Raw genomic sequence first — 23,889 nt, 5'->3', positions numbered from 1 at the left:
AATGTATTACTTTTTAACGCAAATGTTAGATTGGAATCTTTCAGGGATTGAAGTTGCGCAAAGGACGCGTCTTCGGCTATTTAAGGACCATCAGATTGCCGCTAAAATTGCGACCCGCGATTACAATCGCTATCTTCATTTAAATATACGCCGAATGGGGCTTACAGATGCTGATGTAGTGAACTTATTCAACTTTTTCCAAGGCGTTGAGATATATACTGGCACGATTACGCACGTTGATGATCTGCATTTTCCAGGCTTAACCCGGTCGTTTGTTGATGGCTGGCGATATCTTTATCAGGATCAGGGTAAGTTACGCGTAGAAATTCATGTCTTTACGGATCAAACGATGTATGAAAAGGATCAAGTAGAACAAGTCATCATCTATGATCGTTACGGACATATAGTTGAAAGAGATTTATACGATGTACGGGGCTTCTTAAGTTCGATTGATTGGTATAGCCAGCGGGATGGAATCGCGCAAACAGACTACTTGAACACTACTGGTACAACGGTATTATCGGTAAATTATACGTCTACAGATCAACCACTAAACGGTACTTGGTGCCTCACATATAAAGGCCAGCAGTATTTCTTTGGGGACTTAGATGAATTAAATACCTTCTTTTATGACACATTAAATGAACAAAATGTTGGGCTGAACACGTTCATTGGCGATCGGACAGAGATTGTTGATCCGGCCTTACTAAATATGAAAACGCAAGCGCGTCGGTTTGATTATGTGCATAACATTCAAGTCGATGATCCGAACAATCCGTTAACTAGTCCATTAGGATCAGTTTTTAAGAATGAAGCCGATCACTCCAACCGGCTCAATGCATTAATCGTCCCGACAAATCGTCAGCGAGAGGACCTCACCGCACGGATTCCGGCTATGGAAGTTGTTACAGCCCGACAAGTTTATGTTTTGCCACAGCCGGTTGTTCCAATGGGTGACCGTAAGCGGGGCAAAATTTTGTGTGTCGCACGTATTCACCCACAAAAGGGGCTTGAAGATTTGATTGGCGCTTTTGCAAAAGTGCACCAACAATTACCTTTTACAACACTTGAAATTCGCGGTTATGTAAATGATGAAAAACTAAATCAAAAATTACATCAGCAGGTCGTCGATTTAGGGTTAACTGATGTTGTATCCTTTGAAGATTACTTGCCGAGTCTAAGCGATGTGTACGATTCCGCGCAAGCAGTTGCATTAACAAGCCGGTATGAAGGTTTGCCGATGACATTAGTTGAAGGACTTTCTCATGGCGTCCCTTTAGCGGCTTACGATTGTAATTATGGCCCAGCTGAGGTGGTTCAAGATGGTATTAATGGTCATTTAGTTGCCAATTTTGATATTGACGGCATGGCGACGGCGTTGATAGATTTGCTAGCCGATGAAGCACAATTGAATCAATGGAGTGAACGCGCTTATCGAAGCGCCGGTCGCTTCAGTGAAGACAATATTTGGCAAGAATGGCAACACAATGTCATTGATAATCATGAGCGTGATCATGAAATTCAATAACACGTAAAAGCTAATTAATTTGCTGATAATGACTTAAGCCTTTTTGAGGGATGGTGCAAAATGTACTATTTTTTGACTGACACATTTGCTTCACAGCTTTCTGGAATCGAACATGCGCAGATCAAGCGGTTACGCTTATTTCAAGCACATGGGATTGCAGCCAAAATAATTGTTCGTCGCTACAATCGTTTTATGGCAAGAGACTTATCTGCCAATGATCTAACAACCGATGAAGTGATTAACTGTTTTGACATTTTGCAACAAGCAGACCAGGCATCATCTGAGTCAGTGACCATTCAAGCTGTGATTCCAGATGATGATCGACTGACAATCGTTGAACAGGACGGGGCAATTATTGTGATGGCAGGACAACGACGGTTATTCGTCATCCATGGTTTTAATCAACAAATTGCACGGACTGATTTGGTTGATCACGTTGAATATTTTGATCAGGTGGGATCCCTGGTTCAGGCTGACTACTACGACCCGCGGGGCTTTAAGAGCATGACCGATTTTTATGGTCAAGATGGCGGTGTCACTAAGGAAGTCAATTATCGCGTGGATGGTCAACCGGTGGTTACGTCCTTTTATCAACGTAATCCGCAAACAGGCAATATTGGAGATACACTATGGATCCTTTCAACTGATCAAGGTGAGCACATTTATGATAATAGTGATGAAGTGATCGCGTATGTGTTGGACCGGCTTGCCAGTCAAGATCAAACTCTAGCGACGTTTATCTCTGATCGGGCTTACGCAATGGATACGCCAATGCGGTTAATGAAGCAACCAGCAAAACATTATGTTTATTGGCACAATATTTATACGCCTGACTATGATCATCCAGCTACTGGTCAGGCATATGACACATTTGCCATGGAGATGAAATTTGCCGACGCATTCGATGGTTTAATTGTGCCTTCGCAGCGCGAGCGCGATGACATGGCTGCGCGAATTAAGGAACAGGGGATTGATGAAGCAGACTTACCAGTATGGCGCATTCCGGCGCCAACGGTGAGCGATGAAATTTTACAAGCTCCTCAACAAGACTTCACCCAGCGTCGTTCCTATCATGTTATTTGTGTGGCTCGCATTCATGAACAAAAACGGCTAGAGGATTTAATTAGCGCGTTCACTATCACACATCAATCGATCCCTGAAGCTACTTTGTCTATTCATGGGTATGTCAATGACAATGAGTTATATCAGCAGTTACAACAACAAGTTGCAGCGGCTGGACTAACGACAGCGGTGAAATTCGTTTCGTATACGAATGATATTGATAATGTTTACAACGAGGCACAATTGTTGGCTCTCTCCAGTCGCTATGAAGGGTTAAATATGGCGTTGGTTGAAGCACAAGCGCACGGTGTTCCCCTAGTAGCCTACGATTGTAATTACGGTAGTGCCGACGTTATTGTCGATGGGCAGAACGGTTATTTAGTTGAAAATAGCAATGTTGATCAACTTGCTCAGCGCATGCGACAACTTCTAGAGAATCAGGCTCAACTTGCAGAGATGTCCAAGCATGCCTATGAACTTGCGGATCGTTTTTCCGAATCTAATATTTGGCAGCTTTGGAAAGATGCTGGCATCGTAAGCGAGGAGGAGAAATAAATGAATGAATTTTTAATTGATCAGTTAAGCGAAACTCCATCTGAACTAGATCAAGCACAAATTGAGCGATGGCAACTTCGATTAGGCCAGCAGCAAGATGATCGGCTCGTTACGTTACAATATGATCGATTGGGATTTAAACGGCGTGCAGGATTTGCTGGCTTGAAATCATTGAATTTATTTGATTATTGTCAACGTGTTGGGAAATACATTGGACCCAAAGCACGGCTGGATGATTTGCAATTTGACAACCTATCCAAACAACCTGGTAATGGCGATGTGATTAATTTCACTAATGAACGCCAGCGAGTGGTGGTGCGGGTAACGTTGCTTTCTGCTGGAATTGCTGACGAGACTGACCAGATTGACCAAATCGCTTACTTTGATCAGCATGATCGACTTGTGCGAAGCATCTACTATGATAGCCGTGGTTTTAAAAGTCTAGAAGCGACATACGGACAAGACGGTGGTGTCGCACTGGAACAATTTTTTGATACGGATGGCGCAGTGCGATTGACTTTTGGTTACCATCGTGAAGGTGAGCAAATTAAGATCGCATTAATTCGGCTACATGCTCGTGACGGTCAATGGCGAGTATTCCAACAATTTCATCAATTAGTTGCTTATTTTTTTGACACTCTAAATCAGCGTGGACACCATCGCTTTATTGCTAATTCAGTTGTTCAACTCAGCGCCTTAGCAGACATGCACACACCGGCAGAAAATTTCATGATGCTGGATCAAATGCAGACTAACGATTATCGGCGATTACAGTCAGGCCAACCTACACAAGCTTTTCAACAACTGCTTGCTGCAATACCTGCAGATATACCGCTAGTTGCTGCCACTGCGCAACAAGCTGCTGATATAGCTGACCGGTGGCCAGAACTAACCGTCAAAGCTGTTACGCCGATTATGCCGATACCAGAGCCATCTGCAAAGTTACAGGGTCAGCGGCTCATCATGAACGCAGCGATTACACCGGTGAATCGCCTAGAAGATGGCATTAAAGCATTTCGGCGCGTCTATCGTGAGTTACCGACCGCCACGCTCACAATTTATGGAACAGTTGTGGACCACCAGCTTTTTTCACAGTTGCAAACATTGGTTAACACTAGTGGACTTAGCGAAGCCGTCACTTTTAAAACCGATGCAACTAAGATTGAAGAAATTACAAGAAATGCGGATTTGTTCTTGTTAACCAGCCATTACGAAGTGTATCCAACGGCGATGGCTGAGATAATGGCGGCTGGGGTGCCTGCAATTGCCTATGAGATTAACTATGGTGTGTCGACTCTCATTGAGGATGGCGTAGAGGGACGGCTTGTCGCAACTGGTGATTCGAAACAATTAGCCCAGACTACGATTGATATTTTACAAAATGATGCGCTTCGTCAAAAAATGGGTGTAGCGGCACGAAGCAAGATTGAACGTATCAATCAACAAATTGCTGTACCTGAATGGGCTGAGTTATTAAAGTAGTTTGAGGCGATTTTAAAGAGGTGGTCAACAACATGTCGACAAAGCAGTCAATTATTACGCGAACGTTCAATGATGATGCGATTAAAGGGACCTTTGTACTATCAACGGAGCAAACAGACCTGATATTACAACACTATAACATCAATGATGGTCAACGATTTTCTGGCAGCGGGTTATTACCGGTGCAGTTGCGTTATTTGTATGGCGAAATGGGCAACATGGATATCTTTGCGGCTGGTGGGGACTTAAATGCCGAAAAAATCGCCGCTCAGTTTCATCAAAGAATTGAGACTGAGGAACTTGGTTTTCGCTTGTTTAATGTTGATGGGCAATCGTTAATTTCTGGTAAGTTCTTTGATACTAGTCGACAAACAGTTCAAGAACTATCTGAATTTCGTGTTGATGGCGGGGAAGATTTACGTCATTACTACCTGCCAGATGGTCACGAATTTAAACGATTTAAATTTGCGGCTAACAATTGGGTCGCTAGGAAGGACTATTTGAATACCGATGGCGACATTATTATTCGCGAATATTTTGACTTTGAACGACATGAAGGCGAAATACCATTTAAAATAGAGGTCCTGCATGGTTGGTTGAAGGAAACTTACACGAACTTTACGTCGCTTGTTGTGGCTTGGAATCGTTTGCTAGCAGAACCGTATCAAAAGCTCTTCTCATTGACTGGTGAGGTTGGTAAAGGAGACGCGGTTCTTGCCAGCGAGCATGAAGTAGCAAGTCTGCGACAAAAAGTGAACACAGTTCGAGAACAACAGCATGCCGGCCATCGTCTGTTGACCGAACCTCTTTATGGAAATGAGATGCGCCAGCGTCAACAGTCAATTAACCAAGAAACTGATGCGCAGAAACGTCTTAAATTATTTCAACAGACATTTGGTACGACAGGTCCGGACGTATACTTTGCAGGTAACGTCTTCTTTGATTTTCCCGAAGATGTTCATTTAGGCAATCATTTTTGGGCCAATCACAATATTACTTTTATTGGTGGGGCCAAGATTACATTTGGCAATCATTGTCTAGTTGGACCGAATGTAAGCTTTTACACCTCTAATCATCCATTAAATGCCGAGAGTCGTTTATTTGAGGGCTATAGTTATGCAAAACCCATTACTATTGGTGATAATGTCTGGATTGGCGGTTCGGTCACAATCTTACCAGGAACGACAATCGGCAATAATGCTGTCATCAGTGCGGGCAGTGTTGTCAGCGGAACGATTCCCGATCAGGTACTAGTTGCTGGGAACCCAGCTAGAATAATTAAAACCATTCGGTAAGCAAGGTTGTATTCGTGCGGAAGACCGGGCATTCGATCAGTGGTCGGTTTCTTTTGATTCCTTGACAAATGATTTGTGTCAAATGCAGTGTTTGAAAATTAATTATATTTGGGTGTGGAAAATGATATTTATTGTTGCAAAACAACCTGATTTCCAAGCGGTCCGCTTAGTTAAACTGCTTAATAAAAATGGACAGTCGGCAAAAATTTTATTAACGCAATTTACGGCGAAATTTTCGACCTTACTGGCGACTAATAACCTGACATCTGCTGAATGTATTAACGAGTATGACTATTTAAGCGGTTTAGCAATTAAGCCAGAATCATTTTCCACAATTCTTGAAGCATTGATTCCAAATTTGTCGTCATTAACTCTTGCTAAACAGGAAAACCAAGCGTTTCAGGATTATTTTAATGAAGACCGTAAAGTGGCGACCGTACGCATTAGAAAAGCCGTTCCTATCAACGTAACTTTGTACCGAGAAAACGGCAATTATGAAACTTTCGCAATCGACGAGCGCGGCTTTGTCAGTTTACATCAGTTCCATCAAGCAGACGGACGCATCGTGCATTCTCAATATTTGGCAGGCCGTGAGCATATTGTGCTGGATGTCATGGATGATTATATCGACTGGTACCGACACGGAGATGCCAAGGCTCTCCGGGTGAAAAACTGGGATGAATTATTAGTCGCCGTTTTAAAGGACATGGTTGTTGAGAATGATCAGCTAGCGACCATCTTAACCATGACTGATGAGGTGACCGTTGGTTTAAATGATTTGTCTCATGTATCAGTGTTTACCAATATTCTGCATGGCGACAATCGTGATAAGTTACCAGAACAATTGGCGAGATTACTTCCGCCAATAAAGCAGCCAAAGACTGAAGCTGAGTTGGATCTGTTAGGACGCTGGCATCATGTAGACTGGGGCGATCCACAATATCAGCAACAAAACCAAGGGACAATTTATGTAAATGGTGCGCAGAGCCACGATGAGGCGGTTAGGTTATTCGTAAACAATGTGGCGAGTGTTGGAGATGCAATTTCGATTTATCCGCCCTATTATTTACAACTGGGTTCAAAAGTACGTGTTGGTGATCAATTCTATGCCAATGTGGGCTGTAGCTTGGTTGGTGGCGGACAGATTGAAATCGGCGATAATTGCATGTTGGGGCCTAATGTGCAATTAGTGACACCAGATCATCCGCGCAACCCAATTTCACGGCACATCAACAATGTTTTTCGCGGAAAAAACATTAAAATCGGTAACAACTTTTGGGCCGGTGCAGGTGCGATTATTCTTGGTGGTGTCACATTAGGGGATAACGTGATCGTTGGTGCTGGATCAGTCGTGACTAAGTCCTTTGGTGATAATGTCGTGATTGCCGGCAATCCAGCGCGCCTGATTCGTGAGATAGATCTTACAGATTTTGATGAAGACCGCGAAGCTCGAGAATGGCATGATGAGTAATGTGTCGATTATCGGCGAGAAAATTTTTATTGGCTTAACATTGGTTAAATTGCTTATCTGTAGTGGCGATACTTGTTGATCGTCTAAAAATAGGCAAAAATTTTGCAGTATTTGATGATGATGAATTTTCAGCGATTTTTCTTTTAAGCGCTAAAAGTTTGTGGCATCTAAGGTTTTATAAATTTGATGGATATAAGTTGTCCCTTGACTAGTCATATTGCGTTGGGATGGCAACTTATTTGTTTTGATTATTGATAAATAACAATATTTAAAAAATGTTTTGCATAAGTTTCATAACAATACTTAAAAAAACAGACAACCGGTGTTAATATTAACGTGTGAAATTGTTTTAGCGTTTTATTTTTAAATGTGGTTAAACGCGTTTACAATTGCCCAGGCAATGATTTTTAAATTGTGGTTGCCTATAAAACAATTGTTGAAGCGGCGCAGTTAATAAATTGTGTAAATCTTAATGAGACACAATGTTATTTGCTGAACAGAGGGACGGAACGCGTAATGACAATCTGGAGGGGGACAAGTATGAAGAACTTTGCGGGTAAAAATCGACGTTTGCAGCGAGCACTAACAGATCGCAATACGCATTTTAAAATGTACAAGGCTGGTAAATTGTGGCTTTATTCGGGCATTACAATGTTGACGTTTGGATTGGTGGCATTGCAACCGACTTTAGCTAAGGCTGATATCGAGTCGACAGCTAATCCAACGACAATAATTGGCGGATCGGATGCTGCTAAAACAAGCAACAATCAGGCGTCATCATTATCCTTGAGTCAAGTGACATCTGCGTCGGCTGATGTGGCGAGTTCTGCAGTGGGTACGGCTTCGTCGGCTGAAACTGTCAATAATGATTCAATTCAGCCTGTGACGAAAACGTCCGTTCAAGCTGGCTCTGCTAGTTTGGCAAAAGACGCATCAAATGTAGCGTCGGGCAATACTAGCGATAAAAAGACCTCCTCAAGCTCCACAATTGCCGCCGGGTCTCTTGAGGCAGCCTCTTTAGCAACTAGTGAAACGGACGTAACCAGTAATACAGGGGATAGTCTTAATAATCGTTTTCAAGCGCTAACGACGGCCTTACCATCAGGATATTCAGCCACGTTAACTGATGGTACGGTGACAGTGTCAGGTTCTTCAGATGATCAGTTAACAGCGGTTAAAGATTTACTGGCTAAAAATGGTTTTGATACTAATGTGGTCATTAATTTAACGGATGCTGCAGCAAGCTTGAATGGTAATGTAATTGATCCAACGGCCGTAGCCGGGGCCGAGTATGTGGCGGCCAATTCGACGGACTTTCAAGCAGGCATGTCGGCGGCAACAAAAGATGCAAGCCTACTAAGTCCGATGGTTTTCTATGCTTTGAGTCAGTGGCTTACACCAGCGAATGCGGGTAGTGATAATATTGATAGCTATTATGCAGGATTATCTGTTGCTGGTAATTTCAAGCTCAGTGGTGCGACAAATAAGGTTGATTACATCGCTGGATATCGTTATACGATGGCTCAAATGTATAACGGAATTTATGCTTTTACAAAAGCATTAACTGCCAATATTCCAACACCAAATGAATCTACTGATACGACTTATTATGATGACTTGGCAAATAGTTTTTGGAAAGAGGGTACGCAAGCGCAGGCTGGTTTAACTGCGGCCAATCTTGCATCGTTGGTAACACTTTTCTTGGGTAATAGTTTAAGTGCAGGACTCGCTTCGAATACTACGCTCGCTCCTAATGGCATTCCTGTTGTTCCACGGGCTGGGAAAACGTACACCTATGTCGGATATAAGGCTTCAGATAATTCGTATACCTTTTTGACTAGTAATACCGATACAGCTGACTATGATAACTTTTTTTCGATAGCACAAATTAATGACCCAATCAATAATACTTTGTCGCTCTACGTTGGCCTAATCGCCGATGAGGCAACTTTTAATACGACTGCACATGCTTTTGAACAATTAGGTTCAATGAATACTTTAGGGTTGGTCCCTACGCAAAATGCGAGTGCGGCAGATGTCTACGCTGCAATTGCGAACAACTTGAACGCTGTTTCTAATGGTTTAGGCATGCCTGCAACTATTTCAGAATTAGTTTCTGGGATGCCTGAAATGGACGTTAACGTCGCTGCATACTTAGGCGGCAAGGATCCACTATCGACATTACAGCTAATGTTTGCTTATGCTAACTCAACGCTAAGTGACGGTTTTTTGCATTATATTGTTGGCTATGACGCAAACAAACAGCAACCGATTTACCTCGGCACAGCAGAGGACCAGACGACATTAGGTGTAGAAACAAATGGGGTTGCAGCCACTAAAGATACGGTTATGCAGTATGGTGTCCGAATTCAGTATGGGTTGTTTGGCGATATTTATACACAGTTGAGGCAGGCAATTGTTTACGCGATCGCTGGAGCGTATTCAGTACAACGTAATAAAGATCTGAATATCATCGAGCAAGGTGATAGCGGTGATAATAAAGCTGCATATGAAGCACTAATTTCAGCCGCTGCGCCAACCTTTAGTACCAGCTCCGGATTGACAATTACAGAATTGGCCCAAAAGTACGCAGACTATCAAATTGCCCAACTTGTCGCTTTGCGTACGCAAGCGGCCACCGATAGTGAAAATGGTAAATTACTGACGAGTCAAGCTGATTTTGATCAGTGGATGTTGGAAGCCAAAGGCGGTCAAGCGGTCCTCAACGCTGTTATGAAGGATTCTACGAGTAATCAAGATGTTGCTCAGCAGACGACCTATACTGCGGCGACTAATTATGCATCTTTCGGTGGTGCAACGAAACAGCTATATTACGATATCTATTTATCTGGAGTCGATGAAACAAAATATTCGATTGTTCAAGTGAAGTTCCAAGGTGTCGATGCCAATGGAAATTCAATCGTTAACGATGCTATTAGTCGTTTGGCTACTAAGGTACCCGTGGATATCGCAGCCGTGACCGATCCGAGCTTAGGTCAAGCAGTTAATACGACTTATCTATTAGGGAAGGATCTTTTACCAGTTCCGCCTGCTGGATGGATATATGCAACAAATGCGACTAAGCCACAACAAAGTTCGCCAACGATCGTAACGATCTATCGCGATCCAAGTAATCCATATAGTTATACGGTTAAATTAATACAAGCTTCCACTGTGACTTTTAATCCTGTAAATGCCAATACTGGTGTAAGTATGGACGGTAGTTGGACGGAAACCGGAGCAATTGGCAGCACCTACAATGAATCTAGCCATCAAAACATCGTTATTGGTGGGGTGACCTACTACGCAACGGATGTGACCCAATTAAGCGGGACTTTTGGCAGTACTGATTCATTTGTCACAGTGCAATATTTGCCAGCGACTAAAGTAACGTATCAATTTAACGCCGTGGATGAAAATGATAATTCAATTCAGACAACAGTGGCTTCTAGTTGGTCGACGTCTGGATTAACCAATGATGCCTATGATATGTCCACGACCATTCCAACAACGTTACCAGGTTATACCTTACAGTCTGGGCAAATGCTAACTGGAAAATTTGGTAGTGCAAATGAAATTTTAAATGTTGTTTTCACACGTAACGTTGAAGCTGCTAATGTGACGATCAACGTTACTGGCACATCTACGACTGATCAGTTGATCAAGACTGTCTACTACCAAATTGATGGCCAAGGAGCAACTATGTCTGTTAATGTGGTGCAGACTGGAACCAGTCAAGTCTACACCGCCGCTTTACCTAATTTACACTTTGGTGATAACGTGACTGTTTGGGCAGTCACACCGACTGGTGCAAGCCTTGATCAGGCTTCCGCTGATCACTTACAGATGCAAGATGGTTCCAACCAATTTACGCTGAACTATATCATCCCTGTTCAAAATGCAACGATTCAAATTCAAGATGACACGACCAATACTGCTTTAACAACCGCTTTGCCAACAACGGGCAGTGCCGGATCGGCCATTGATTTTGCTGACTTTTTAAGCAAAAACGTCACAGGTTCGGATAATCTTAACCTGGTCAAAATTCTTGGCAGCGATGGCACTGATTACACGGTGACGCCTGCATATTTTGATGACGATACGACAACAACTCAGTCGTTTGTTATTCACGTCACGCACAAGATTGCAACGGCTACGGCCACGACGACACAGACGATTCATTACGTTGACACACCAAGTTCGACCGCAGTCACAGATAATGTGCAAACGATTAGTTGGAATACGAGTCATGACTTGTTTGCAGACACTTGGCAAGCAACGCCAACCACTCAAACGACGGCGGTTGAGTCGCCGGTGATTGCTGGTTATACACCAGATAAGACTACTGTTCCAGCAAGTAGTAATGAAACGTTGACTACACAGCCAGCAGATAACACCATCAATGTAACTTACACGGCTAATCCGGCCACAATCGTCTTTAATTACGTGGATGATGAGGAAAGTGGCAAGGTTATTTCTACATCGGCACTATTGAATGGTGTTACAGACCAGACCGGTTCTTACAATGTCACTGTCCCAACCAACTATCAGTTGGCTGAAAATCAAGCAAAGACAATATCTTATACGTTTGGCGTTGGCGAAACTACGTTAACCGTTCATTTGGTTCACCAGCACAATATTGGCACAATGACCACGAATCGGACAATTACGTATGTCGGGGCCGGTGCTAAGACACCAGCGGTGCAAACGCAATCTGTTGCTTGGCAAACCGATGAAGATGCTGTGACTGGCGTGATCACTTATACACCAACACAGGCTGACGCTGTGCCAACACCAGCAGTCGCCGGTTATACGCCCGACCAAGCTAATGTTCCAGCCACAACATTTACAGCAACAACAACCAAACCAACGGATAGTACCGTTACGGTGACCTACAAGGCCAACCCAGCGACGGTCACCGTGACTTACGTGGATGACGATGCCAGTGGCAAGACAGTTGGGACGCCAGAAACGTTAAATGGTGTCACTGACGAGGTTGGTTCTTACAATGTCACTGTACCAACAAACTATCAGGTGGCTGATGGTCAATTAGAGACGGTTGCCTACACGTTTGGCGTTGGTGACACTGCGTTAACCGTTCATTTGGTTCACCAGCATAAGATCGGCTCAATGACGACGAACCGGATAATCACATATGTCGGGGCCGGTGCTAAGACACCAGCAGCGCAAACACAACCAATTGCTTGGCAGACCGACGAAGATGCCGTGACTGGCGTAATTACCTATACGCCAACAACGCAGGCTGATGCAGTAACGGCACCAACAGTCGCCGGTTATACGCCGGATCAGATGGCTGTTTCAGCAACAACGTATACACCAACAACGACTAAGCCAACGGACAATCCTGTAACCGTGACCTACACGGCTAATCCGGCGACGATCACCGTGACTTACGTGGACGATGACACAACAGGTCAGACGGTCGGCCAACCAGAAGTTCTGAATGGAATTACTGATCAGACCGGTTCATATATAGTCATCGTTCCGGCTAATTATGAATTGGCTAAGGCTCAGACACCGACGATTGCTTACACGTTTGGCGCCGGTAACACGGCACTGACGGTGCATCTGATTCACCAGCATGTTGCTGGCACAATGACCACAAACCGAACAATCACGTATGTCGGGGCCGGTGCTAAAACACCAGCAAACCAAACACAATCTGTTGCTTGGCAGACCGACGAAGATGCTGTAACTGGCGTAATCACTTATACACCAACAACGCAGGCTGAAGCCGTGACTTCCCTAAACGTTGCTGGTTATACCGCTGATCAACCAGTTGTTTCCGCGACTAATTTCCCAGTAACAACAACCAAACCTACGGACAGCACCGTAACTGTAACCTACACCGCTAACCCGGCAACGATCACCGTGACTTACGTGGATGACGACACTAATCAGACGGTTGGTACGGCTGAAACATTAACCGGTGTGACAGATGGTACCGGTTCATACACTGTGAAATTGCCGGCCAATTATCAATTGGCCAAGGATCAAGCTGAGACGATCGCTTACACATTTGGCGTTGGCGATACGCCGTTGATTGTGCATCTGATTCATCAACACGTTATGGGCACAATGACGATCAACCGGATCGTGACCTACACCGGTGCTGGCGATAAAACGCCGGCAAATCAGACACAGCCAATCACTTGGCAAACCGATGAAGATGCCGTTACTGGCGTGACAAACTATACACCAACAACGCAAGCGGACGCAGTTTCTGCGCCAACGATCGCTGGCTATACGGTAGATAAAAGTAGTGTTCCAGCGACTAACTTTATCAAGACAACAACACAGCCAACGGATAATACGGTTACGGTCACTTATACAGCTAACCCAGCGACGATCACGGTTAATTACGTGGACGCCGACGATGCTAACAATGCAGTTGGGGAACCAGTCACGTTAACCGGTGTCACGGATGGTACTGGAACGTATACCGTTGTTGTGCCAACAAATTATCAATTGGCTACTGGTCAATCAGGGACCATTGATTATGTCTTTGCCGCTGGCACTAGTGAGGTAACAGTTCGTTTGGCGCACCAGCACAATATTGGTACGCTGACCACGAACCGAACAATTAATTACACTGGTGCCGGTGCCAATACACCAGCCAAACAAATACAACCAATTACCTGGCAAACGGATCAAGACGCCGTGAACGGGATAACCACTTACACGCCAACAACGCAAGCTAAGGCAGTAACAACGCCAAGCATCGTAGGCTATACGGCGGATGTGACAAGCGTTCCAGATACTACGTTGACCGCGACGACGACTCAGCCAGCCGACAGTAACGTTATCGTCACTTATACGGCCGTTTCGACTACGTTTACGGTAAAAGCAACTGGTGGTACTACCACTGGATTAGGCTTTGACTATTCAATCAACGGTGGGCCAACTATTCATGCTAAATTTGGTGATGTCATTGCTGCGACTTTTGGTGATGCCGTAACCATTTCTAATCCCGATCAACAGGACGGGTACACACTCGATAAAAAGAACAATTATGCCATTAGTAGTTTGGGCATTGATGGCAGTGCCGCTAATATGCTAACCGTTAACTATTTAAAGAACAAAGTGACGGTTAATTCAAAAGCAGTCGTTAGAACAATTGTTTATGTGGTTTCTGATGACGGTGTTGCGGCGCCTTCGTCCATCATTCAGAAGGTACAATTTAGTCAAACGGTCACTACTGATCCCAATGATGGATCAGTCATTAGTACGTCAGATTGGGAGGTTGCTTTAGGAGGAGACCCAACTTGGGCAGCTGTGACAAGTCCAACATTTACAGGATACACAGTTGATACACCAGAAGTTGATGCCGAGACCGTAACTTCTGACACGAAAAATGTCACTATCATGGTGACATATACAGCGAACAATACCGGTAACAACAATACTGGCAATAACAACACTGGTGACAGTAATACAGGTAACTCGAACAGTGGTTCGAACAACACCGGTGACAGTAACACTGGTAACTCGAACTCCGGTTCAAACAATACTGGTGACAGCAATACTGGTAACTCGAACAGTGGCTCGAACAACACTGGTGACAGCAACACAGGTAATTCAAACTCCGGCTCGAATAACACTGGTGATAGCAATACCGGTAACTCGAACTCTGGTTCAAACAACACCGGTGACAGCAATACAGGTAACTCGAACAGTGGTTCGAACAACACCGGTGACAGCAACACTGGGAACAGTAACAGTGGTTCAAATAACACCGGTGACAGCAATACCGGTAACTCGAACTCTGGCTCGAATAACACTGGTGATAGCAACACTGGGAACAGCAACTCTGGCTCGAATAACACCGGTGACAGCAACACCGGTAACTCGAACTCTGGTTCAAACAACACTGGTGATAGCAACACAGGTAATTCAAACTCTGGCTCGAACAACACCGGTGACAACAATACCGGTAACTCAAACAGTGGTAATTCGAACAGTGGTTCGAACAACACCGGTGACAGTAACACTGGTAACTCGAACTCCGGTTCAAACAACACTGGTGACAGCAACACCGGTAACTCGAACTCTGGTTCAAACAACACCGGTGACAGCAACACAGGTAATTCGAACTCTGGCTCGAATAACACCGGTGACAGCAACACCGGTAACTCGAACTCTGGTTCAAACAACACCGGTGATTCCAACACTGGGAACAGTAACAGCGGTTCAAACAACACTGGTGATAGCAATACCGGTAACTCGAACTCTGGTTCAAACAACACCGGTGACAGCAATACCGGTAACTCGAACAGTGGTTCGAACAACACCGGTGACAGCAACACTGGGAACAGTAACAGTGGTTCAAACAACACCGGTGACAGCAATACCGGTAACTCGAACTCTGGCTCGAACAACGCCGGTGACAGCAATACTGGTAACTCGAACTCTGGTTCAAACAACACCGGTGATAGCAACACAGGTAATTCGAACTCAGGTTCAAACAACACTGGTAACAACAACACCGGGAACTCAAACAGTGGTAATTCGAACAGTGGTTCGAACAACACTGGTGACAGCAACACGGGTAACTCGAACTCCGGCTCGAACAACACTGGTGACAGTAATACTGGGAACAGTAACTCTGGCTCGAATAACACTGGTGATAGCAACACAGGTAATTCGAACTCAGGTTCAAACAATACTGGTAACAACAACACCGGGAACTCAAACAGTGGTAATTCGAACAGTGGTTCGAACAACACTGGTGACAGCAATACTGGTAACTCGAACTCGGGTTCAAACAACACCGGTGATAGCAACACAGGTAATTCGAACTCAGGTTCAAACAATACTGGTGATAGCAACACCGGTAACTCGAACTCAGGTTCAAATAACACTGGTGACAGCAACACAGGTAACTCGAACTCTGGCTCGAATAACACCGGTGATAGCAACACTGGGAACAGTAACTCAGGTTCAAATAACACTGGTGACAGCAACACAGGTAATTCGAACTCAGGTTCAAACAATACTGGTGATAGCAACACCGGTAACTCGAACTCAGGTTCAAATAACACTGGTGACAGCAACACCGGGAACAGTAACAGCGGCTCGAATAACACTGGTGATAGCAACACGGGTAACTCGAACTCGGGTTCAAACAACACCGGTGATAGCAACACAGGTAATTCGAACTCAGGTTCAAACAACACCGGTGACAACAATACCGGTGACAGCAACACCGGTAACTCGAACTCCGGCTCGAATAACACCGGTGACAGTAATACTGGGAACAGTAACAGCGGCTCGAATAACACTGGTAACAACAACACCGGGAACTCAAACAGTGGTAATTCGAACAGTGGTTCGAACAACACTGGTGACAGTAATACTGGGAACAGTAACAGCGGCTCGAATAACACTGGTGATAGCAACACAGGTAATTCGAACTCAGGTTCAAACAATACTGGTGATAGCAACACCGGTAACTCGAACTCAGGTTCAAATAACACTGGTGACAGCAACACGGGTAACTCGAACAGTGGCTCGAATAACACTGGTGATTCCAACACAGGTAATTCGAACTCGGGTTCAAACAACACCGGTGACAGCAATACTGGGAACAGTAACTCTGGCTCGAACAACACTGGTGACAACAACACCGGGAACAGTAACAGCGGCTCGAATAACACTGGTGATAGCAACACAGGTAATTCGAACTCAGGTTCAAACAATACTGGTGATAGCAACACCGGTAACTCGAACTCAGGTTCAAATAACACTGGTGACAGCAACACTGGGAACAGTAACTCTGGCTCGAATAACACTGGTGATTCCAACACAGGTAATTCGAACTCGGGTTCAAACAACACCGGTGACAGCAATACTGGGAACAGTAACTCTGGCTCGAATAACACTGGTGATTCCAACACAGGTAATTCGAACTCAGGTTCAAACAACACCGGCGACAGCAACACCGGTAACTCGAACTCCGGCTCGAATAACACTGGTGATTCCAACACCGGTAACTCGAACTCGGGTTCAAACAACACCGGTGATAGCAACACAGGTAATTCGAACTCAGGTTCAAACAACACTGGTAACAACAACACTGGGAACTCCAACAGTGGTAACTCGAACAGTGGCTCGAATAACACTGGTAACAACAACACCGGGAACTCCAACAGTGGTAATTCGAACAGTGGTTCGAACAATACTGGTGACAGCAACACAGGTAACTCGAACTCCGGCTCGAATAATACCGGTGATAGCAACACTGGGAACAGTAACTCTGGCTCGAATAACACTGGTGACAGTAATACTGGGAACAGTAACTCTGGCTCGAATAACACTGGTGACAGTAATACTGGGAACAGTAACAGCGGCTCGAATAACACTGGTGATAGCAACACAGGTAATTCGAACAGTGGTTCGAACAATACTGGTGATAGCAACACAGGTAACTCGAACTCAGGTTCAAATAACACTGGTAACAACAACACTGGGAACTCCAACAGTGGTAACTCGAACAGTGGCTCGAATAACACTGGTGATAGCAACACTGGGAACAGTAACTCAGGTTCAAATAACACTGGTGACAGCAACACTGGGAACAGTAACTCTGGCTCGAATAACACTGGTGATTCCAACACAGGTAATTCGAACTCAGGTTCAAACAACACCGGCGACAGCAACACCGGTAACTCGAACTCCGGCTCGAATAACACTGGTGACAGCAACACAGGTAATTCGAACTCGGGTTCAAACAACACCGGTGACAGCAATACTGGGAACAGTAACTCTGGCTCGAATAACACTGGTGATTCCAACACAGGTAATTCGAACTCAGGTTCAAACAACACCGGCGACAGCAACACCGGTAACTCGAACTCCGGCTCGAATAACACTGGTAACAACAACACTGGGAACTCCAACAGTGGCTCGAATAACACTGGTAACAACAACACCGGGAACTCAAACAGTGGTAATTCGAACAGTGGTTCGAACAATACTGGTGACAGCAACACCGGTAACTCGAACTCCGGCTCGAATAACACCGGTGATAGCAACACCGGTAACTCGAACTCAGGTTCAAATAACACTGGTGACAGCAACACCGGGAACAGTAACAGCGGCTCGAATAACACTGGTGATAGCAACACGGGTAACTCGAACTCGGGTTCAAACAACACCGGTGATAGCAACACAGGTAATTCGAACTCAGGTTCAAACAACACCGGTGACAACAATACCGGTGACAGCAACACCGGTAACTCGAACTCCGGCTCGAATAACACCGGTGACAGTAATACTGGGAACAGTAACAGCGGCTCGAATAACACTGGTAACAACAACACCGGGAACTCAAACAGTGGTAATTCGAACAGTGGTTCGAACAACACTGGTGACAGTAATACTGGGAACAGTAACAGCGGCTCGAATAACACTGGTGATAGCAACACAGGTAATTCGAACTCAGGTTCAAACAATACTGGTGATAGCAACACCGGTAACTCGAACTCAGGTTCAAATAACACTGGTGACAGCAACACGGGTAACTCGAACAGTGGCTCGAATAACACTGGTGATTCCAACACTGGGAATTCGAACTCGGGTTCAAACAACACCGGTGACAGCAATACTGGGAACAGTAACTCTGGCTCGAACAACACTGGTGACAACAACACCGGGAACAGTAACAGCGGCTCGAATAACACTGGTGATAGCAACACAGGTAATTCGAACTCAGGTTCAAACAATACTGGTGATAGCAACACCGGTAACTCGAACTCAGGTTCAAATAACACTGGTGACAGCAACACTGGGAACAGTAACTCTGGCTCGAATAACACTGGTGATTCCAACACAGGTAATTCGAACTCAGGTTCAAACAACACTGGTAACAACAACACTGGGAACTCCAACAGTGGTAACTCGAACAGTGGCTCGAATAACACTGGTAACAACAACACCGGGAACTCCAACAGTGGTAATTCGAACAGTGGTTCGAACAATACTGGTGACAGCAACACAGGTAACTCGAACTCCGGCTCGAATAATACCGGTGATAGCAACACTGGGAACAGTAACTCTGGCTCGAATAACACTGGTGACAGTAATACTGGGAACAGTAACTCTGGCTCGAATAACACTGGTGACAGTAATACTGGGAACAGTAACAGCGGCTCGAATAACACTGGTGATAGCAACACAGGTAATTCGAACAGTGGTTCGAACAATACTGGTGATAGCAACACAGGTAACTCGAACTCAGGTTCAAATAACACTGGTAACAACAACACTGGGAACTCCAACAGTGGTAACTCGAACAGTGGCTCGAATAACACTGGTGATAGCAACACTGGGAACAGTAACTCAGGTTCAAATAACACTGGTGACAGCAACACTGGGAACAGTAACTCTGGCTCGAATAACACTGGTGATTCCAACACAGGTAATTCGAACTCAGGTTCAAACAACACCGGCGACAGCAACACCGGTAACTCGAACTCCGGCTCGAATAACACTGGTGACAGCAACACAGGTAATTCGAACTCGGGTTCAAACAACACCGGTGACAGCAATACTGGGAACAGTAACTCTGGCTCGAATAACACTGGTGATTCCAACACAGGTAATTCGAACTCAGGTTCAAACAACACCGGCGACAGCAACACCGGTAACTCGAACTCCGGCTCGAATAACACTGGTAACAACAACACTGGGAACTCCAACAGTGGCTCGAATAACACTGGTAACAACAACACCGGGAACTCAAACAGTGGTAATTCGAACAGTGGTTCGAACAATACTGGTGACAGCAACACCGGTAACTCGAACTCCGGCTCGAATAACACCGGTGATAGCAACACTGGGAACAGTAACTCTGGCTCGAATAACACTGGTGACAGCAACACAGGTAACTCGAACAGTGGTTCGAACAACACTGGTGACAGTAATACTGGGAACAGTAACTCTGGCTCGAATAACACTGGTGATTCCAACACAGGTAATTCGAACTCAGGTTCAAACAACACTGGTAACAACAACACTGGTGACAGTAATACTGGGAACAGTAACAGCGGCTCGAATAACACTGGTGATAGCAACACAGGTAATTCGAACAGTGGTTCGAACAATACTGGTGATAGCAACACCGGTAACTCGAACTCAGGTTCAAATAACACTGGTGACAGCAACACGGGTAACTCGAACAGTGGCTCGAATAACACTGGTGATTCCAACACTGGGAATTCGAACTCGGGTTCAAACAACACCGGTGACAGCAATACTGGGAACAGTAACTCTGGCTCGAACAACACTGGTGACAACAACACCGGGAACTCAAACAGTGGTAATTCGAACAGTGGTTCGAACAATACTGGTGACAGCAATACGGGTAACTCGAACTCCGGCTCGAATAACACCGGTGACAGTAATACTGGGAACAGTAACAGCGGCTCGAATAACACTGGTAACAACAACACCGGGAACTCAAACAGTGGTAATTCGAACAGTGGTTCGAATAACACTGGTGACAGTAATACTGGGAACAGTAACAGCGGCTCGAATAACACTGGTGATAGCAACACAGGTAATTCGAACTCAGGTTCAAACAATACTGGTGATAGCAACACCGGTAACTCGAACTCAGGTTCAAATAACACTGGTGACAGCAACACAGGTAACTCGAACTCCGGCTCGAATAACACCGGTGATAGCAACACTGGGAACAGTAACTCAGGTTCAAATAACACTGGTAACAACAACACTGGAAACTCCAACAGTGGTAACTCGAACAGTGGCTCGAATAACACTGGTGATAGCAACACTGGGAACAGTAACTCAGGTTCAAATAACACTGGTGACAGCAACACTGGGAACAGTAACTCTGGCTCGAATAACACTGGTGATAGCAACACAGGTAATTCGAACTCAGGTTCAAACAACACCGGCGACAGCAATACTGGTAACTCGAACTCGGGTTCAAACAACACCGGTGACAGTAATACTGGGAACAGTAACTCTGGCTCGAATAACACTGGTGATAGCAACACAGGTAATTCGAACTCAGGTTCAAACAACACCGGTGACAGCAACACGGGTAACTCGAACAGTGGCTCGAATAACACTGGTGATTCCAACACTGGGAATTCGAACTCGGGTTCAAACAACACCGGTGACAGCAATACTGGGAACAGTAACTCTGGCTCGAATAACACTGGTGATTCCAACAGTGGTAACTCGAACAGTGGCTCGAATAACACTGGTGATAGCAACACTGGGAACAGTAACTCAGGTTCAAATAACACTGGTGATAGCAACACTGGGAACAGTAACTCAGGTTCAAATAACACTGGTGACAGCAACACTGGGAACAGTAACTCTGGCTCGAATAACACTGGTGATTCCAACACAGGTAATTCGAACTCAGGTTCAAACAACACCGGTGACAGCAACACGGGTAACTCGAACAGTGGCTCGAATAACACTGGTGATTCCAACACTGGGAATTCGAACTCGGGTTCAAACAACACTGGTGATAGCAACACAGGTAATTCGAACTCAGGTTCAAATAACACTGGTGACAGCAACACTGGGAACAGTAACTCTGGCTCGAATAACACTGGTGATTCCAACACAGGTAATTCGAACTCGGGTTCAAACAACACTGGTGATTCCAACACTGGGAATTCGAACTCGGGTTCAAACAACACCGGTGACAGTAATACTGGGAACAGTAACAGCGGCTCGAATAACACTGGTAACAACAACACCGGGAACTCAAACAGTGGTAATTCGAACAGTGGTTCGAACAATACTGGTGACAGCAACACGGGTAACTCGAACTCCGGCTCGAATAACACCGGTGATAGCAACACTGGGAACAGTAACTCAGGTTCAAATAACACTGGTGACAGCAACACGGGTAACTTGAACTCCGGCTCGAATAACACCGGTGATAGTAACACTGGGAACAGTAACTCTGGCTCGAATAACACTGGTGACAGCAACACAGGTAACTCGAACTCCGGCTCGAATAACACCGGTGATAGCAACACTGGGAACAGTAACTCTGGCTCGAATAACACTGGTGACAGCAACACGGGTAACTCGAACAGTGGTTCGAACAACACCGGCGACAGCAACACGGGTAACTCGAACTCTGGCTCGAATAACACTGGTGATTCCAACACAGGTAATTCGAACTCAGGTTCAAACAACACTGGTGACAGTAATACTGGGAACAGTAACAGCGGCTCGAATAACACTGGTGATTCCAACACAGGTAATTCGAACTCAGGTTCAAACAACACTGGTAACAACAACACTGGATCAAACAATACTGGTAACAATAACCATGGTGATGGGAATGTCGGTAATAACAACACTGGTAACGATAATCATGGTGATAATCTAATCGGGAATGGTTTGACGACTCCGATTCTAACGGTCGCACCTTCAGCTGTTTACACGAATAATGGTGTTTGGAATCCTAAGCTGAACGTGCTCGAATTGATTGATGATCATGGAAATAAAGTTGATTTAAATGGCATTCAACTCAAAGAAGTACAAGATGAATTTGATGCCAAAATTGATGCCAATGTGGTCGAATATCGTGTTCTCTCTGGATCCGAGAATAAAGTGGGATCTATGGTGGTTGAATTTGCTTGGGGAAACAAAGCTGATCATGGGATTGGTGATTATGTTACCCAGACGACGACCGTTACTTGGCTGGAGAATCAAGCGCAAGTTCTTGTCAAAAACAGCGAAATTCCATTAGATTCTGGTTGGCAAGTTTCTGATAATGTGACGGTAGTAAAACGGATGAATGGTTCAATTGTTGATCCTGGACAAATTACCTATAAGTACGTTGAATCTGCCGACCAATTTGATGATGTAATTCCTGATAATGTCATCGAGTGGACAGGTTCGGTTAATGTTAATGTACCGGGGGTTTACACAATTACGGTTGCTTGGAGTGATCCGGTAACAGCCAGCTTCACTGTGACAATTAAGGGAAGTGATGGTAACAACACGGGCAACTCGAACTCGGGTAACAGTAACAGCGGTTCAAACAACACGGGCAACTCGAACTCGGGCAACAGCGGTTCGAACAACACGGGCAACTCGAACTCGGGCAACAGTAACAGTGGTTCGAACAACACGGGCAACTCGAACTCGGATAACAGTAACAGTGGTTCGAACAACACGGGCAACTCAAACTCGGATAACAGCAACAGTAATTTGGTAACAAATGGTCAGGGCAAAGCGCCGAACTTTGGAGCTAGTCAAATGATCGCTGATACGGTTACCGGCAACTTCAATGCTCAGACGAAGGGCACGAAGCCAGCGCCAAATCGGCACTCAGGTTTACCGGCAACGGAGGCGCCTTCAAACGATGCGGTTGTTTTGATTGGGCTGACTGGTATGTTGGCTGCACTAGGTTTGCTTGGTACGAAGAAACATCGTCATGAATCATGATTTTTGAATGAATGACGCAAAGAAGG

General features: G+C 45.0%; 6 protein-coding genes. All 6 read left to right on the top strand.

The features are described from left to right. The first annotated feature begins 1 nt into the window (after position 1). The 6 genes from ACYQ0Y_RS05675 (at position 2) to ACYQ0Y_RS05650 (ending at position 23,863) form a co-directional block, all read left to right on the top strand. Positions 2-1,528 (top strand): glycosyltransferase, encoded by a 1,527-nt coding sequence (locus ACYQ0Y_RS05675; protein WP_407884914.1) that lies wholly within the window; start codon positions 2-4, stop codon positions 1,526-1,528. A 60-nt stretch (positions 1,529-1,588) separates the two neighbouring features. Further along, a complete protein-coding gene (locus ACYQ0Y_RS05670; RefSeq protein WP_407884916.1) occupies positions 1,589-3,145 on the top strand; it encodes a glycosyltransferase in 1,557 nt (518 codons plus the stop codon). Beyond that, entirely contained in the window at positions 3,146-4,627 is a 1,482-nt protein-coding gene (locus ACYQ0Y_RS05665; protein WP_407884918.1) for a glycosyltransferase, read from the top strand. A gap of 32 nt (positions 4,628-4,659) precedes the next feature. After that, complete coding sequence (locus ACYQ0Y_RS05660; protein ID WP_407884920.1) at positions 4,660-5,922, top strand: sugar O-acetyltransferase; 1,263 nt, start codon at positions 4,660-4,662, stop codon at positions 5,920-5,922. Positions 5,923-6,043: 121 nt separating this feature from the next. Then, complete coding sequence (locus tag ACYQ0Y_RS05655) at positions 6,044-7,393, top strand: DapH/DapD/GlmU-related protein (RefSeq protein WP_407884922.1); 1,350 nt, start codon at positions 6,044-6,046, stop codon at positions 7,391-7,393. Positions 7,394-7,933: 540 nt separating this feature from the next. Continuing rightward, positions 7,934-23,863 carry a mucin-binding protein gene (locus tag ACYQ0Y_RS05650; protein ID WP_459935462.1) on the top strand — a complete coding sequence of 5,310 codons (15,930 nt, stop codon included), beginning with the start codon at positions 7,934-7,936 and terminating at the stop codon, positions 23,861-23,863. The last annotated feature ends 26 nt before the right edge of the window (positions 23,864-23,889 follow it).

Source organism: Furfurilactobacillus curtus (assembly GCF_054657915.1).
The sequence above is the reverse complement of the archived record's forward strand: the minus strand, read 5'-3'. Positions and strand labels throughout refer to the sequence as shown.

Excerpts from the sequence above, each read along its gene's own strand:
- ACYQ0Y_RS05660 (WP_407884920.1), top strand. The coding sequence starts at position 4,660 with ATGTCGACAAAGCAGTCAATTATTACGCGAACGTTCAATGATGATGCG.
- ACYQ0Y_RS05665 (WP_407884918.1), top strand. The coding sequence starts at position 3,146 with ATGAATGAATTTTTAATTGATCAGTTAAGCGAAACTCCATCTGAACTA.
- ACYQ0Y_RS05650 (WP_459935462.1), top strand. The coding sequence starts at position 7,934 with ATGAAGAACTTTGCGGGTAAAAATCGACGTTTGCAGCGAGCACTAACA.
- ACYQ0Y_RS05655 (WP_407884922.1), top strand. The coding sequence starts at position 6,044 with ATGATATTTATTGTTGCAAAACAACCTGATTTCCAAGCGGTCCGCTTA.
- ACYQ0Y_RS05675 (WP_407884914.1), top strand. The coding sequence starts at position 2 with ATGTATTACTTTTTAACGCAAATGTTAGATTGGAATCTTTCAGGGATT.
- ACYQ0Y_RS05670 (WP_407884916.1), top strand. The coding sequence starts at position 1,589 with ATGTACTATTTTTTGACTGACACATTTGCTTCACAGCTTTCTGGAATC.